A 14,900-nucleotide genomic window follows, 5' to 3' on the forward strand; every position below is an offset into this window, starting at 1 on the left:
GGTCGGGCCGCGGCGCGCGGGCCGGTGTCCCGACCGCGGAAAATTCGGTTCCGTCGCGGGTGGCGGGGCCGGAGACTCGTCGCATGGCGGGTATGGAGGAGTTCCGGGAGGCGGTCACCGCGTGGGCGGCCGAAGGTGCGGCCGGGGCTGTGACCGGGGGTGCGCCCAGGGGTGCGGGAGGAGATACGGCCGAAGGCCCGGCCGGGGACATCGCGGCGGAGTGGGCCGCGCGGGCGGCGGTGCGGACCGTGGTGCTCGTGGAGGGGCCGAGTGACGTCGCGGCGGTCGGTGCGCTGGCCGCGGCCCGGGGGCGGGACCTGGAGGGGGAGGGCGTCTGCGTCCTGGCGATGGGCGGCGCGATGAGCATCGCGCGCTTCGCCCAACTGCTCGGCCCGCCCGGCCTGGACCTGCGCCTGACCGGGCTGTGCGACGAGGCCGAACGCGGCTTCTACGAGCGGGGCTTCGCGCGCGCCGGCGCCGCGCGGCAACGGTTCTTCGTCTGCGCGGCGGACCTGGAGGACGAACTCATCCGCGCGCTCGGCGTGCCCCGGGTGACGGAACTCGTGCGCGCCGAAGGCGACTTGCGCGCGCTGCGCACCTTCCTGCAGCAGCCCGCGCAGCGCGACCGCGCCGCACCGCGGCAGTTGCGGCGCTTCATCGGCACGAAGAAGGGCCGCAAGATCCGCTACGGCCATGTCCTCGTGCGGGCCCTCCCCCCGGACCTGGTCCCGCCGCCGCTCGACGACCTCCTCAACAGCCTCTGACCGCGCCCGCGTTGACGGGCCCACCGGGCGCGGCGGCACGGCCGTTCAGCCGATGGTGACGACGCGGGCCCAGGTGGGCGGGTCCAGGGGGACGTAGTCGGGGTCCTCCTCGTCCACGGAGTCGGCGGGGCGGGGGAAGAGGCCGACGACGGTGCGGCAGGGCGGCGGCGCGGAGGGCCAGGGGGTCTGGCCGTCGGTCAGCGCGACGATCGCGTCCGGCCGGACCCGGGACCGCAGCGCCTGGGCGAAGCCGGAGCGCAGGTCGGTCCCGCCGCCGCCGACCAGTTCGATGTTCTCGGCCCGGCAGATGGGGACGGCGATCCCGGCGGCCGCGTCGCAGGAGATCACCGACACCAGGTCGCGCCGTCCGCCCACCGCGCGCGTGATCGCCGCCACCTCCAGCAGCGCGCTGCCCAGTTCGGCGTCGCTCACCGACCCGGAGGTGTCGATCACGACGCAGACCCGGGGCGGGGTACGGCGCAGGCTCGGCATCAGCACCCCGGGCACACCGGCGGAGCGCCGCGACGGGCGGCGGTAGCTGTAGTCGCCGCCCGCCCCCGGCGCGCTCACCGCCGAGCGGACCGCCGCCCCCAGCAACTGCCGCCAGGGCTGCGGCGGATGGAACGCCTCCTCCGCCCATCGGCGCCATCCCTGCGGAGCACTGCCCGGCCGGCCCTTGATCGCCTCGGCGACCCGGAAGCGGACCGCGTCCCGCTGCTGCCTGCTGAGCCCCTGCGCGCCGTCGGGCCCCGACTCCCATGGCCGGGCCTGCCCGTCGGCACCGCTGCCGCAGTCCAGCCAGGCGAGGTCCGTGGCGGCCCCGGACAGCGACGAGGTCCGCAGGTACTCCTCCATGAGCAGGCCCTCGGGCAGCCGGAGCAGGCTGGGCAGCACCGCGCCGGTGGGGCGCGGCAGGCCCTTGCCGTGGAGGTCGTCGTAGATGTCGTCGTTGATCTCGAAGTCGGCGGCGATGTTCCGCCGCAGCCGCTCCCAGCGCTCGGCCTGCCGCACCTCCTGCTCGCTCCGCGCGCCCCGGCCGCGCCCCTCCCGGTCCTCCTGCTCGCGCGCGTAGCGCTCGCCCCGCCCGTGGTGGTCCCGCAGCAGGTGGGAGACCTCGTGCACCCATACGCCCGCCAGTTCCTCCACCGGCATCCGCGCCACGAAGCCGGGCGAGACGTAGCAGCGCCAGTGCGCGTCCACCGCCATCGTGGGCACCGACCGGTCCTCGACCACGTGCAGCGCGAAGAGCGCGTCGGCGAGGTACGGGCGGACCTTCACCGCGTGCAGCCGGGCGGCCAGCAACTTCTCCATGTCCAGGGGGATTCCGGGCTGGGTGGCGCCCGGTCGCGGTGCGGCGCCGTCCCGCGCCGCGGTGGGCGGCGCCGCACGCGGTGGCGCGGGCTTGGGCGCCGGGCGCGGATGCGGTCCCGGGCTCGGCACCGGGCGCGGCACGTCGCGGGACGACGAACGCGCCACCGAACCCGGCTGCGGACCCGTACCCTTCGCGGCCCCCGTCATCGCCGCTCCCCCGGCGTCCGCCGCGCGCCGGGCGCGGCCTCGGCCCGCCGCACCGACCGGTCCGCCCGGCGCGCGAGGCCGATCACCCCGGTCAGCCGTTCCACGCCCGCCGGCACCTCCCACTCCTCGCGCCTCAGCGCGGCCAGCGCCGTCGCCGGAGCGACCAGCAGGTCCGGCGCGCCGGTCTCCAGTGCCCGGGCCAGTACCGCCCAGCCCGCCTCCCACCGGTCGCGCTCCGGCCGCGCGCCGACGGCGGCCACCACCGACTCCAGGGCCGCCTGGCGCAGGTCGCCCCGCTCCGGCAGCTCGGCGGCGGCCGGATCGGCCAGCATCAGCTCCGGGTCCGGCAGCTCCATCCGGTCCAGGTGGGCGAGGAGTTCGAGGCCGGGTCCGTCCCCGACCGCGCCCCGCACCAGCAGCGCCAGCACCTCGCGGGAGACACCGGCCGCGGTGCCGAACGCCAGCAGCGTGAGCGCGGCCTCCCAGCTCCGCGGTGACGGCCAGGCGCCGCCGCGCCGGGTCTCGGTGGTCGGCAGCCGGTGGATCAGGGTCGGCCGGGCCTGGAGGAAGCCGCAGACCGCGCGCCGGGCGAAGTCCGCTGCCTCAGAGAGCCGTTCGGGCACCAGCCGGGGCAGTTCCGCCCGGGGCCAGACGCCGCCCAGACCGCGGACCACCACCTCCCGGTCGTGCACCCAGTACAGGTGCACGAACCGGTTGGCCAGCGGCGGGCTCAGCTCCCACCCGTCCGCGGCCGACGCGCGCGGGTTGGCGGCGGCCACGATCCTTATGCCCGGGGGCAGTTGGAGCGCGCCGACCCGCCGTTCCAGGACCACCCGGAGCAGCGCGGCCTGGACCGCCGGGGTGGCGGTGGACAGTTCGTCGAGGAAGAGCAACCCCCGCCCGGCCCGCACGAGTTCGACGGCCCACTGCGGCGGCGCCATCGGCACCCCGCGCACCTCGGGCTCCTCGCCCACGATGGGCAGCCCGGAGAAGTCGGACGGCTCGTGGACGCTGGCGATCACGGTCGTCAGCGGCAGGTCGAGGGTGGCGGCGAGCTGCGTCAGGGCCGCGGTCTTGCCGATGCCCGGCTCCCCCCACAGCAGCACGGGCAGGTCGGCCGCGACGGCCAGGGTGAGCGCTTCGAGCTGCTCGTCCGGACGGGGCTCCGTCCTGGTCGTCCGCAGCAGGGTCAGGAGGTCCTCGGCGACGGCGAGTTGGGCGTCCGTGCCGGAGGCCCCGGCGGGCGCGACGGTGGGCGGGACGGTGGATACGGGCACGCCCGCGGCCGGAGCCGGGGCGGGCAGGAGGGTGCTGGACGTCATGGGCATCACCTGGGGTCGTGTACGGGGACGGGTCGGCCCGTCCCGGAGGTCATGGGCGTGCGCGAGCGGAACGCGCCTCGGGAGAAGGGGAGTTCGGGGGGTGTTGCGGGTCAGCGGTACTGGCCGGTACGGGGGCGGGCCCGGCTGGAACCCTTGCTGCTCGGGTAGGCAGGCGTCGCGCGGCCGGGCCGCTGACGGCGAGCGGCGTTCGTACGCCCCGCACCCGGCACGGGGGCCATCCCCGCGCGGAAGAGCCCGTGGTCGACCCGGCGGGCCGCGGCGGACTCCAGCTCCCGCCGGAGCGGACCGTCCCGCAGCACCGCGTTCGGTCCGAGCAGCCCCTCGACCACGGCCAGCGCCCCGACGACGTCGCCATGGCCGAGCCGCTCCCGGACCGCGGGCAGCGCCTCCGGGTCGCGGTGCACCGTGTCGATGGCGCGCAGGCAGGGCAGCGCGGGCCCGCCGAGCGCCACCAGCAGTTCCTCCCGGCGCAGTTGGTCCGGGTCGTGGTCGACCGCCGTCAACACCCCGTCCCGCAGGGCGATCCGGTGCACCTCGCCCCGGCACACCACCCGGTGCGGATCACCGGGCTCGGGGGCGGGACCGGCCGACGGGGCCGGGACGTACGCCGCCAACGCCGCCGCGACGAGCGGATGCAGCCGGTCCGCCGCGACCAACCCGGCCCGCAGCAGCTCCAGATCGGGCAGTACCCGGGCCGCGGCCTCCGGCAGCATCGGAAGCGCCGCGACCTCCTGCGGCGGCAGCGCCTCCCGCACCGGCCGCAACGTGGGTGCGTGGCTGTCGTCGGGCGCGACGAGTTCGAGCACCGCGCGGCGGCGCGCCCCGAGCCGTACGGTGAAGGCGCCGCGCGGACGGCCCTCGGCCCGCAGCAGCAGCTCCGCCTCAGCGGCCCAAGTCGCCGCCGCCCACAGGGATTCCGTGTCGGTGGCGGCCTCGTCGAGGGGTCCCTCGGGCGGTGCCGAGGACAGGGTCCTGGACCTTGGCGCGCCCTCCGCGCCGCACCGCCACGCCAGTTCGCCGCTGCGCCGGGCGTCCCAGAGGTGCCGGTGCAGGTCGAGCCGGAACCGCCGGTCGGGGTGCGGGTGCGGATGCGGACCGGGGCGCGGGTGGGGGTGCGGCGACAGCGGGGGCGGCTCGGGGGTGTCGTGCCCCGGCCCCTCCCACAGGGCCAGCGACAGCCGCTGGCCGGCGTCCGCCCAGGACGGCGGGGTCCGCACCACCAGGTCCAGTGCGGTGCGCGCGCTTCCGTACCGGGCGAGGCAGAGGGTCAGGCCCGGCCGCAGCCGCCCGTCGGGGGCGGTCCTGGGCAGGTGCCAGCGAAGCAGATCCGGCGCCAACCGGCGTAGATCCGCTCGCAGTCGGGTGGCGACATCGGTGCCGTGGCGGTCGCGCACGGCGCGCAGATCGAGATCGACGTCGATCCGGGCGGCGGCGCAGGCCCCCGCCCAGTCGCCGACCGCACGCCGTGCGGTCGCGGTCCCGATCATGGACGGTGGCACGGCGTACTCGCGTACGCGCTGCCACATCAGCAGGCGGGGCGGAATCCCGTTCGCGAAGTGAAGTGCCATCAGCACTCACCTTGCGCGGACGAGTCCCCCAATCCGTACGAGGAGAAGTTCATCATCCCGGGCATCATAAGCACCTCGCCGCCGATCTGTCAGTCCTCCCCGGCCGCCAGCGACCCTCCGACCCCGCCGGCGGCAGCACGGCCCGCCGCCCGCCCGCTCTCCCCACCCGAGGCCCACCGCCCCTCCCCACCAGGCAACCCGCTCCGCCGGAGCGGAGTCCTCAAGGGGAGGAAACGGGCGCGCGCGACCGGCGGGAGGAGAGAGGCCATGACCGTTGCCGTGTGGGACGCGCTGCGCCGGCGACCGGTGCGGTTCCTCTTCTCCCGGTGGCCGCTGCGCTGCGCCGCCTACCTGTGCACGGGCGCGGTCATGGGGTGCGCGGTCCTGGTCGCGCTGACCACGCTGCTCGTCGTCGGGCTCGGGCTCTCGGTGGTCGGCGTCGGCGTGCTGGTGCTGATGGCCGCGGCGGCCTGCGGGGTGCCCGTCGCGGCGGTGGAGCGGCGCAGGTTGCGCCTGGTCGAGCCTGAGCCGCTGCCGGACCCGCACGGTTCACTGCCGGGAGTCGGGGCACTGCCCTGGCTGCGCGCCCGACTCAAGGAGCGGGCCACCTGGCGCGAACTCGGGTACGCGCTGGTGCTCGGGGTGGTGTTCACCGCCGCCGGTCTCGGCTTCACGGCGCTGCTGGGCTTCTCCGCGCTGCTGGTGACCACGCCCGTCTTCGCGTGGCTGATCGCCCCGGACACCCTGATGCTCATCCCCGGCAGGTCGATCAGCGGTCCGGTCGCCGCCCTGCCCGCCACGGCCGCGGGTCTGGCCGGGCTGACGGTGTGCGCCTACGCGGGCGGGGTGCTGGCCGGCGCGCAAGTGCGCGTCGCCCTGGCGCTGTTGCCGGCCGTCGAGGCGGACCTCGGCACCAGGGTGGTGGAACTCACCCGGTCCCGGGTCCGGTTGGTCGACGCGTTCGAGGCCGAGCGGCGCCGGATCGAGCGCGACCTGCACGACGGCGCCCAGCAGCAACTGGTGGCGCTCACCATGACCTTGGGGCTCGCCGAGTGGGAGCTGCGGAGCCAGGACGCGGCCGGCACGCCCGCCGCCGAGCTGGTCGCCCGGGCCCGCGCGGAGGCCCGGGCGGCCCTGGACCAGTTGCGCGGGCTGGTCCGCGGCATCCATCCCCAGGTCCTCACCGACCACGGACTGGCCGCCGCCACCAGCGAGGTCGCGCTGCGCCACCCCGTCCCGGTGACCGTCGACGTCGACCTCCCGCACCGGCTGCCCGGCCCCGTCGAGACCGTGGCCTACTTCACCGTGACCGAGGCGCTCACCAACGCGGCGAAGCACAGCGGCGCTTCAGCGGTCACCGTCGCCGCGCGGCTGGCGGGCGACCTGCTGACCGTGACCGTCACCGACGACGGACGCGGCGGCGCGGACCCCTCGGCCGGTGCGGGGCTACAGGGACTCGCGGACCGCGTGGCCGTGCTGCACGGCAGGCTCAAGGTGACCAGCCCCGTCGGCGGCCCGACCCGTCTCACCCTGGAGGTCCCGTGCTCCGTGTAGTGCTCGCCGAGGACGCGGTGCTGCTGCGTGCCGGACTCGTCGAACTCCTCTCCCGTGTCGGCCACGAGGTGACGGCCGCCGTCTGCGACGCCGCGGAACTGGCCCGCGCGGTGGACGCCGACCGGCCCGACGTGGTCATCACCGACGTACGGATGCCGCCCGGCTTCCGCGACGAGGGCCTGCGTACCGCCCTCGAACTGCGCGCCAGACACCGGGAGTTGCCGGTCCTGGTGCTCTCCCAGTACGTGGCGGGCGCGTATGCCGCGCGGCTGTTCCTCGGCGGGCCGCCGGACCAGGGCGGCCTGGGCTATCTCCTGAAGGACCGGGTCGGCGAGGTGGCGGAGTTCCTCGACGCCCTGGACCGGGTGGCGGGCGGTGGGACCGTCATCGACCCGGAGGTGGTGCGGGTGCTGCTGTGGGAGCAGAGCGCCGCCAAGCCGCTGCTGCGGCTGACGCCACGGGAGCGGGAGGTACTCGCCCTGATGGCACAGGGGTTGAACAACCAGGCCATCGCCCGGCGCCTCACCGTCACCGAGGCGTCGGTGGTCAAGCACTCCGGCAACATCTTCATGAAGCTGGACCTCGATCCCGCCGAGGGCAACCGGCGGGTGCTGGCCGTCCTCGCCTATCTGCGCGGCCACCTCGACGCCGACCGGCCGGCGGGAGAGCCGACCGCACGGTGACCGCCGACCGCCCGCTGACCGCCGACCGCCCGCCGAGCGCGGACCTCCCGGCCGGGCCCGACTGCGACCTCCCGCCCCGGCCGCACCGCCGTGTCCGGGTCCTCCGCTTCCCGCCCCGAGCGGCATTCCGCTTCCCGTCCGGCGCCCCGTTCCGGTGCCCGCCGCTCCGCCGCCCGTCCCGCCCGGCTCCCCGTGCCGGCCAGCCGCGTCCACACCGCCAGCGTGACCGGCAGCGCGAGATACCCGAACCGCCCGGCCGGGGCGAGGAGGAACCCCGCGCACAGGCCCAGCGCGAGCCGGTCGGCGGCCGCCACAGCGTCGGACGGCGGGCGTACGACCAGTGAGGCGCCCACCGCCAGCGCGCCCGCCGACAGGAGCGCGACGGCCGCGTACCAGCCCGCGGGGCCCGACTCCGCGAGCAGCCGCCCGGGCAGCAGGCTCCTGGCCGGGGTCGCCAACCGGCCGCGTCCCGTGGGGAAGGCGACCACCTGCTCGGCCACCGCCCCGGGCGAGCACAGCACTCCGGGCAGGACCAGCGCGAGGGTGCCCGCCACCGAGACGCCCGCGAAGCGCAGGGCGGCCCGCCGGCCCGCGGTGTGCGCCAGCAAGGACGCCGCCACCGCGAGAGCGGGCCACGCCGTCCACTTGAGGGCGCAGGCCGCCGCGACGGCGAGCCCCGCCGCGGTGGACCGCCCTCGGGCGGCCAGCGCGAGCGCCAGGCAGAGCAGACCGGTCAGCGGAAGGTCCACTCCGCTCACGCACAGCGGCAGTGCCACCACCGGCGAGGCGACCAGGGCCGCGAGGGCGGTGCCGTACCCCAACCGATCCTCTACCGGTGCCGTTTCGCCGGCGGCCGGCGTACGCAGGATGCGGCGCCCCTGCCCCAGGCAGCCGAGGAGGACGAGCGCGCACCACACGCGGGCGTCGCCGAGCAGCCGAAGCAGCGGGCCCCCGTCGCCGAACAGGGCCCGCGGCAGCCCGAAGGCGGCCATCCCGGGCAGGTAGGGGTCGTAGTCGAGAACGGTCCGGGGGTGGGCGACGTAGGGGCTGTGGCCGTGCAGCAGGAGCTGCCCGGAGCGCTCGATGACGCCGACCTCGCTCTGCGCGCGGCCGCTCAACACGCAGTACAGCAACGGCAGGACGACGGCCCCGGCGAGCGCGCACCCGACTCCGGCCCGTATGCCCGCCCATGCGCCGGCCCGTGCTCCGGCCCGTATGCCCGCCCTTGCGCCGGCCCGTACGCCGGCCGGGCTGCCGGCGGGCGCGCGCGGAGGCAGGAACGCGGCAACCGCGGCGCAGAGATAGCCGGTTCCCGCGCAGAATCCCCAGATCCGCTGGGTTTCCAGGCCGGAGACCAGCGGAAATCCGAAAGCCCACAAAGCGGCGACGAGCCATCCCGCACCCCACCGCTTTCGCGGATCGGCGGAACCGTGAAATCGACGAATAGCCACCCGGCCATTCCAGTTCGACCGGCCCCATCAGGTCATGACAGCCAGGTCGAGACCTCACGGTCGGGTTTTCCCTACCCCTGGTGACCGGGATCGGTCACGATCGCGTGGCCGTCCCGCACTCCGTTCCGTCGGCCTCGCGCAGGCGTTCGCTCATCGAGGTGGTCCGGTCGTAAGGGTCCATCTCGGGGCCGCTTCCGGGGCTCTTCGGGGCGCGGTCGGCGGTGAACTCGGGGCGGAAATAGCCCGTGTAGTTGCTGCAACCGCCGTTGGTGGCGTCCATCTTGTAGGAGACGAAGGAGAACGTCCCCGGCTCGGTGATCACCTTCGCCGGGTCGTCCCAGCTCATCACCGTCTCGCGGCGCACGATGGTGCGCGCGACCTCGTCGCTGCCCTTCGCGGCGCGGACGACCGGGTAGACGTAGGTGACATCGCTGGTCACCTCCAGCGCGCCGCGCTTGCCCTCGCGGAACGTGATCCGTCCCCGCGTCTTGACCACGCTCCCCACCAGCCGCACCTTCGTCTGCGCGAAGCGGCTGAACATCAGCAGAGGGTCGTTCTCCTGGCTGGGCGTGCGGAACGCGGTCGACAGGTAGTCCTGGACGTCGCTCTGGTGCGGATTGACCAGGGCGATCGCCTTCTTCGGCCGCTCCCCGCGCATCACCGCCGGGTCGAGGCTGGCCGCCGCCAGGAAGTCCAGGCTCTGCTGGAGCGCCCGCGCCACCTGCTTCTCGGTCATCCAACCGGTCGCCCGTGCGGTGGGCATGCTGATCCCGGCTGTGCCGTCGTCCCACTGCGCCGCCGGCGATCCTCTGAACGGCTCATCCGGCGTGGGCAGTCGGGATGACGACTTCGCGGTGGGCGACGCGTCCGCGCGGCCGGCTTTCCCGTCGCCGCTGCCGCTACCGCCCCCGAACCATCCGGCGGCCCGCCCCGGGTCCAACGCCACGACCAGCAGCCCCACCACGAGCAGGAGTCCGACCGCGTACCACGCCTTGGCCCGTCCGCGCCGGGGCGGTTGGTGGGCCCGCCATCCCTCCGGGGGTCCGGCCTCCTCCCGCAGCCGCCGTGCGACCATCCGGGCCCGCGCCGACGGCTCCACAGGCGCGCTGCGCGTCCCGGCCTCGGCCTCCCGCAGGAAGCGCTCCCACTCCTCGTCCGGTATGGAATCCCCGTTGTTTCCCATGGCGTTCTCCCACCCCTGGCGCGCGGGCGGACCCTCCCCAGGACCGCTCGCCATCCGCATATCGTCACAGAGCGGCCCTGCGCGAACACCGGCCCCCTTCGCCGGCCGCACATGCCGCGACGCAGGCCACGATAGCCGCGAGCACCGACAACCCGCCCCGGGGGGAATCCGCGGCGGCGTCCGCCAGCGCTCTCCCGAGCCCTCCAACGCCCGCAAAGCCTCCTAGAGCGCGCGCCGGAAAGGGCGGAAGAAGGCACGCAGTTCCTCGGCGTAGAGCTCGGGCTCCTCGAACGCCGCGAAGTGGCCGCCGCGCGGCGGCTCGTTGACGTAGGCGACGTTCGCGGTGCGGTCGAGCCAGGCGCGCGGGGGGCGGGCGATGTCGCCGGGGAAGAGGGAGAAGCCGGAGGGGACCTCGACCCGGCGGGCGAGCTGGGCGGGCGGGATCGCGCCGTTGGCGCCGTACATCCGCATCGAGGAGCCGATGGTCCCGGTGAGCCAGTACAGCGTGACGTTGGTGAGGATCTCGTCCTTGGTGTAGCTGCGCTCGATGTCGCCGCCGCAGTCGCTCCACGACCGGAGCTTCTCGACGATCCACGCGGCGAGCCCGGCCGGCGAGTCGGTGAGGCCGAAGGCCGCGGTCTGGGGCTTCGTACGGTGCATGGCGGCGTAGGCGCCCTCGGCCCCGCCCCACGCCGCCACGCTCTCGAACCAGGCGCGCTCCTCGGGTGCCAGATCCGCCGGGTCGCCGCCGAAGACCGGCACGCCCGCGTCGGTACGGTGCACGGCGACGACCCGCTCGGGGTGGTCGAGTCCGAGGTAGCGGCTCACATGGCTGCCGATGTCCCCGCCCGCGGCGCCGAACCGCCGGTAGCCGAGGACGTCCATCAGCTCGGCCCACAGGCCGGCGACGGCGATGGAGTTCAGCGGCGGGCCGGTCGGGCGGTCGGAGTAGCCGTAGCCGGGCATGTCGGGCACGACCACGTCGAACGCGTCGGCCGGGTCGGCGCCGTGCGCGCCGGGGTCGGTGAGCAGCGGGACGACCTTCGCGTAGCGCCAGAACGAGTCCGGCCAGCCGTGGCTGAGCACCAGCGGCAGCGCGGTGCCGGCCGGCGCGGCCGCGGCCCGCGCGTGGACGAAGTGGATGCCCAGGCCGCCGAGCCGGACGCGGAAGTGCGGGAGCGCGGCGAGCGCCGCCTCCTGGGCCGGCCAGTCGAAGCCGTCGGCCCAGTACGCGACCAGCTCGCGGAGGTAGTCCAGGTCGGTGCCGAGCGACCAGCCGGCGTCGGCCGGCGCGTCCGGCCAGCGGGTCGCGCGCAGCCGCGCGCGCAGGTCCGCCAGCGCCGCGGGGTCGGTCGACGGGGTGAACGGCTCGGGCAGGGCGGCGACATCCGGCATAAGGCGCACCCTACCGACCGCACGCCTGACGGCCGTGCCCTCCCGACCGCGTCCTACCGGCCGTGTCGCGCCGGAGCCCGGTAGCCGTCGGGGCAGATGCCGGTGAGCTTGGTGTCCCGGTAGGCGGACCCTCCCGGGTCGGTGGTGAGGACGTGGCAGCCGGGCTGCACCCCGGCGACCCGCAGGAAGCCGTTGCCGTACGTGGCGGCGACCCGGCGCCCGTCCAGGTAGACGGCGGTGGTGGTGGCCGAGCCGCCCGGCAGGTAGACGTCGGCGCTGGAGTCGGGCGGGACGCTCACCCCGGTGTCGACCCGGCCGCCGGCCGCGGTGTCGAAGGCCGCGCCGATCCTCCCCTTGCCGGTGGGCACCGTGACATGGGCCCAACGCACCGCGGCGGGCTGGGGTTTGACGTCGAAGGTGGCGTAGCCGGGGGTGGTCGGCCGGATGCCGAACATGTCCTGCGGGATGTCGAAGGCGGGCGAGGCCGCCCAGGGGTGGGAGTAGGTGGTGTTGGACTTCAAGGAGAGGTCCCACGCCTCCATGGTCGCCCCGGCGCCGGCCTTGATCATGTTGAGCCAGCTGTCGGTGCCGGTGGAGGTGAGCATGGCGTGCGCCAGGTCCGGCCGGTTGCCGTCGTAGAGCGCCTGGATCATGAACGCGGCGCAGTAGACGCTGCACGCCATGCCGCGCGTGCCGAGGTAGTCGGCGACCCGCGCGGCCTGCTGGTCGTCGGCGAAGCCGAACGCGGTGGCGAACACGCTTGCCTGCACGGCGTAGTGGCCGATCGGGGCGCCGCTGTCGTCGAGGCCGTCGCGGTACGCGCCCTTGGCTGCGTCCCACATCGTGGCGTTCACCGCGGACTTGATCGCGTCGGCCTTGGCGTTGTCGGCGGTGGCGTCCGCGGTGCGGCCCAGCGCGGTGGCGATGTCGGCCATGTCGCGGTAGCTGCGGTAACTGATCGCGTTGATCACGGTGTTGTAGGAGCTGAAGACGTAGCCGTCGCGTTCGGAGGCCGGCCAGTCGACGATGTCGCAGTCGTTGCAGCTGCCGGCGCCGGTGTCGCCGGTGGTCTTGTGGATCAGCCCGCTCGCCGGGTCGAACCACCGGTCGGGCAACTTCCCCTGTAGAGCGGCGTAGTTCGCGGCCAGCGCGGTGGTGTCACCGGTCGTCTGGTAGCTGTCGTGCAAGGCGAGGATCAGGTACATCGGCCACTCGGTCGGCCAGGTGCGGCTGGACAGGAGGAAGTTGAGCGAGTAGTCGCCGAGCGAGGCGTCGCCGCCGGTGTAGAGGTTCGCCATCAACTGGAGGTAGGAGTCGGCCTCGTAGACCCCGCGCTCGCGCTCCCAGGAGTCCACGTAGAGGTTCTGGTCGGACATCTCCACGGTGTTCCTGGACAGCGTCCAGACCTGGTCGAGCGAGCTGTCCGAGGAGTCGAAGGTGCCGGCCGACTCGTCGAACGGGTAGACGTACGCCTCCGCCGTGAGGTCCGCGGCGCGCAGGCCGGTGGGGGCGCCGGTGATCTGGACGTAGCGGAAGACCCGCAGGCCCCAGGTCTCCAGGTGCTGGCCGCCGGCCTTCAGCGTCCACGTGTCCTCGTAGGTGTTGCCCGCGGAGGTCTTGTAGCGGACGGTGTCGGTGCCGGCGGGCACCTCGCCGTAGCGGATGTCCAGTCGCTGCCCCGCGCTGCCGGTGAGGTCGAGCGAGAGGCCGCCGATCCAGCTGCGGCCGTAGTCGACGTAGTAGTCGCCCGGGGCGTACTCGACCACCGACGCGGGCTTCTCCGGCTTCTGCCGGACCTTGGCGGTCGGGGTCGGCTCCAGGTCGGCGAAGGCGCTCTTGACCACGGGCGCCGGCCACGACGCGTCGTCGAAGCCGGGTGCGGCGAAACCGGTCGGGTAGGCGCGGGCGTCGAAGTCCTCGACCGGGGCGGTGTAGTAGCTGGTGCCGATGCTGCCCGCGCTCGGCAGCACCTTGGCGCCGCTCTCCGCCTTCCAGCCGGGCCCGGTGCCGAAGGTCCGGGTGCTGCCGTCGGTGTAGTGGACCACGAGGTCGGCGAGGAAGCGCTGGTCGCTGGTGGTGTACGCGAGCGCGCCGATGGTGTTGGCGGCGCCCGGCCGCAGCAGCGAGGTGACGTCGTAGCCGTCGTAGCGGGTCTCCGTGCCGACCGGCCGGGTCGGACCGACGCCCACGAAGCGGCCGTTGACCCACATCTTGTAGACGAACTGGCGGCCGGGGGTGGTGGAGGAGCCGGTCGCGTACAGGTGCGCCCAGGCGATGTGCCGGCCCTTCGCCAGGGTGGTGTCGCCGCGCAGGAACGCCCAGTCGGCGCCGCCGAAGCCGGTGCCGCAGTTCTTGCTCTTGTCGACGAACAGCGCCTGGCCGGTGACGGTGCCGCAGCTGAAGTCGGTGTTCGCCGGGTCGCTGAAGTCGTTGGCGTACAGCGCGGTGCCGTCGGGGGCGGTGACGGTGATGTCGTCGAAGGTGGCCTGTTCGGTGCTGCCGGTGCGGAAGCCGATGCCGCCCGAGGCGAAGGTGGCGTCAGTGGTGGTGTCCACCAGGGTCCACCCGGTGCCGGTCGCGGCCTTGAGGTAGGTGGTGAAGGTCGCACCGGCGGCCACCACCCGGAAGTCGTACGCCGTGCCGTCGACCAGCGCGAAGGGCAGCGGCTCGGCCGCCTTGAGGTTGGAGAAGGCGCCGTCCTTCTGGACCTGCGGGGCGATGGTGTTCTCGCCGTTGCCCTTGAACTGCCACAGGTAGAAGTCGCGGGTGTCGGACTCGCGGAAGGTGACGCTGGCGTACTTCGCGTCGATCACGAAGCTGCCCTGGAAGGTGTAGTCGCTCCAGGAGGCGCTGCCGGCCCAGATGGGCGCGGCGCCCGGCCACGCCTTGCCGGGGCCGGTGCCGAAGGAGGCCGCGGCCGACCAGGCGGAGGCGGCGCCCGAGGGGGCCCAGGTGCGCACCCGCCACACGTAGCCGGCGGCGGGGCGCAGCGCGGGGCCGCCGTAGGCGACGGTGCCGTTGGCGCGGGAGGAGACCTTGCCGGAGTTCCACACGTCGGGCCGCCCGGCCAGGGCGGCGGCGGTGGTGGCGACCTCGACCTGGTAGGCGCGCTGCGTGCCCGCGCCGACCTGCCAGCCCAGCAGCGGGGTGGCGTCCGGTGCGACGTCGGCGGGGGCGGTCAGGCCGCCGACGGTCAGGTGGTTCGGAGCGGCGCGGGTGGCGGCGGAACCGGGGGAACCGGCGGAACCGGCGGGGCCCGCGGCGGCGCTGGGCATCGCGGTCCCGAGGACGAGGCCGACCGCGGTCAACCATGCGGTCAGCGCGGCCAGGAGCAGGAGGGGCCCGTGACCGGACCGTCGGGACTGCGCCATTCCAAGCCTCCGAATGAAACGATTCATCAGAGGAGACCGCGACAGCCTCCTTCAGAGCAGCGGTGAGACG

At 74.9% G+C, this 14,900-nt stretch carries 10 protein-coding genes; 3 read left to right on the forward strand and 7 right to left on the reverse strand.

What is annotated here, in order from left to right; genetic code table 11:
- Positions 1-83: 83 nt before the first annotated feature.
- The gene (locus tag OG896_RS17610; protein WP_329366558.1) at positions 84-764 is read left to right on the forward strand and encodes a TOPRIM nucleotidyl transferase/hydrolase domain-containing protein; all 681 of its coding nucleotides are present in this window, start codon (positions 84-86) and stop codon (positions 762-764) included.
- Between the two features lie 45 nt (positions 765-809).
- Here OG896_RS17610 and OG896_RS17615 read toward each other — a convergent pair whose 3' ends face one another.
- The 3 genes from OG896_RS17615 to OG896_RS17625 all read right to left on the reverse strand — a co-directional run bounded on the left by OG896_RS17615 (position 810) and on the right by OG896_RS17625 (position 5,193).
- The gene (locus OG896_RS17615) at positions 810-2,075 is read right to left on the reverse strand and encodes a vWA domain-containing protein (RefSeq protein ID WP_329366561.1); all 1,266 of its coding nucleotides are present in this window, start codon (positions 2,073-2,075) and stop codon (positions 810-812) included.
- A gap of 203 nt (positions 2,076-2,278) precedes the next feature.
- Complete coding sequence (locus OG896_RS17620) at positions 2,279-3,604, reverse strand: MoxR family ATPase (RefSeq protein ID WP_329366563.1); 1,326 nt, start codon at positions 3,602-3,604, stop codon at positions 2,279-2,281.
- Between the two features lie 110 nt (positions 3,605-3,714).
- Entirely contained in the window at positions 3,715-5,193 is a 1,479-nt protein-coding gene (locus OG896_RS17625) for a hypothetical protein (protein WP_329366565.1), read from the reverse strand.
- 267 nt (positions 5,194-5,460) lie between these two features.
- On the opposite strand from OG896_RS17625, the gene OG896_RS17630 reads away from it, so the two are divergent.
- Positions 5,461-6,747 carry a sensor histidine kinase gene (locus OG896_RS17630; protein WP_329366566.1) on the forward strand — a complete coding sequence of 429 codons (1,287 nt, stop codon included), beginning with the start codon at positions 5,461-5,463 and terminating at the stop codon, positions 6,745-6,747.
- Complete coding sequence (locus tag OG896_RS17635) at positions 6,735-7,430, forward strand: response regulator transcription factor (RefSeq protein ID WP_329366568.1); 696 nt, start codon at positions 6,735-6,737, stop codon at positions 7,428-7,430. The genes OG896_RS17630 and OG896_RS17635 overlap by 13 nt, the downstream gene beginning before the upstream one ends.
- On the opposite strand, the gene OG896_RS17640 is transcribed toward OG896_RS17635, so the two are convergent.
- From OG896_RS17640 to OG896_RS17655, 4 genes are all read right to left on the reverse strand, one after another.
- Complete coding sequence (locus tag OG896_RS17640) at positions 7,373-8,809, reverse strand: glycosyltransferase 87 family protein (RefSeq protein ID WP_329366570.1); 1,437 nt, start codon at positions 8,807-8,809, stop codon at positions 7,373-7,375. The two genes, OG896_RS17635 and OG896_RS17640, sit on opposite strands and share 58 nt — an antisense overlap.
- A gap of 166 nt (positions 8,810-8,975) precedes the next feature.
- Positions 8,976-10,064, reverse strand: a complete 1,089-nt coding sequence (locus tag OG896_RS17645) for a hypothetical protein (protein ID WP_329366572.1) — start codon at positions 10,062-10,064, stop codon at positions 8,976-8,978.
- Between the two features lie 222 nt (positions 10,065-10,286).
- The gene (locus tag OG896_RS17650) at positions 10,287-11,459 is read right to left on the reverse strand and encodes an epoxide hydrolase family protein (RefSeq protein ID WP_329366574.1); all 1,173 of its coding nucleotides are present in this window, start codon (positions 11,457-11,459) and stop codon (positions 10,287-10,289) included.
- A gap of 53 nt (positions 11,460-11,512) precedes the next feature.
- Entirely contained in the window at positions 11,513-14,830 is a 3,318-nt protein-coding gene (locus tag OG896_RS17655; RefSeq protein WP_329366576.1) for a family 78 glycoside hydrolase catalytic domain, read from the reverse strand.
- Between the last annotated feature and the right edge of the window lie 70 nt (positions 14,831-14,900).

It is taken from the genome of Streptomyces sp. NBC_00669, from assembly GCF_036226785.1.
Classification (GTDB): Bacteria; Actinomycetota; Actinomycetes; order Streptomycetales; family Streptomycetaceae; genus Actinacidiphila.

What these genes read in the sequence shown, in the direction of transcription:
- OG896_RS17615 (WP_329366561.1), bottom strand. Translation starts at nt 2,075, where the DNA reads ATGGAGAAGTTGCTGGCCGCCCGGCTGCACGCGGTGAAGGTCCGCCCG.
- OG896_RS17655 (WP_329366576.1), bottom strand. Translation starts at nt 14,830, where the DNA reads ATGGCGCAGTCCCGACGGTCCGGTCACGGGCCCCTCCTGCTCCTGGCC.
- OG896_RS17620 (WP_329366563.1), bottom strand. Translation starts at nt 3,604, where the DNA reads ATGACGTCCAGCACCCTCCTGCCCGCCCCGGCTCCGGCCGCGGGCGTG.
- OG896_RS17650 (WP_329366574.1), bottom strand. Translation starts at nt 11,459, where the DNA reads ATGCCGGATGTCGCCGCCCTGCCCGAGCCGTTCACCCCGTCGACCGAC.
- OG896_RS17610 (WP_329366558.1), top strand. Translation starts at nt 84, where the DNA reads ATGGCGGGTATGGAGGAGTTCCGGGAGGCGGTCACCGCGTGGGCGGCC.
- OG896_RS17645 (WP_329366572.1), bottom strand. Translation starts at nt 10,064, where the DNA reads ATGGGAAACAACGGGGATTCCATACCGGACGAGGAGTGGGAGCGCTTC.
- OG896_RS17630 (WP_329366566.1), top strand. Translation starts at nt 5,461, where the DNA reads ATGACCGTTGCCGTGTGGGACGCGCTGCGCCGGCGACCGGTGCGGTTC.
- OG896_RS17625 (WP_329366565.1), bottom strand. Translation starts at nt 5,193, where the DNA reads ATGGCACTTCACTTCGCGAACGGGATTCCGCCCCGCCTGCTGATGTGG.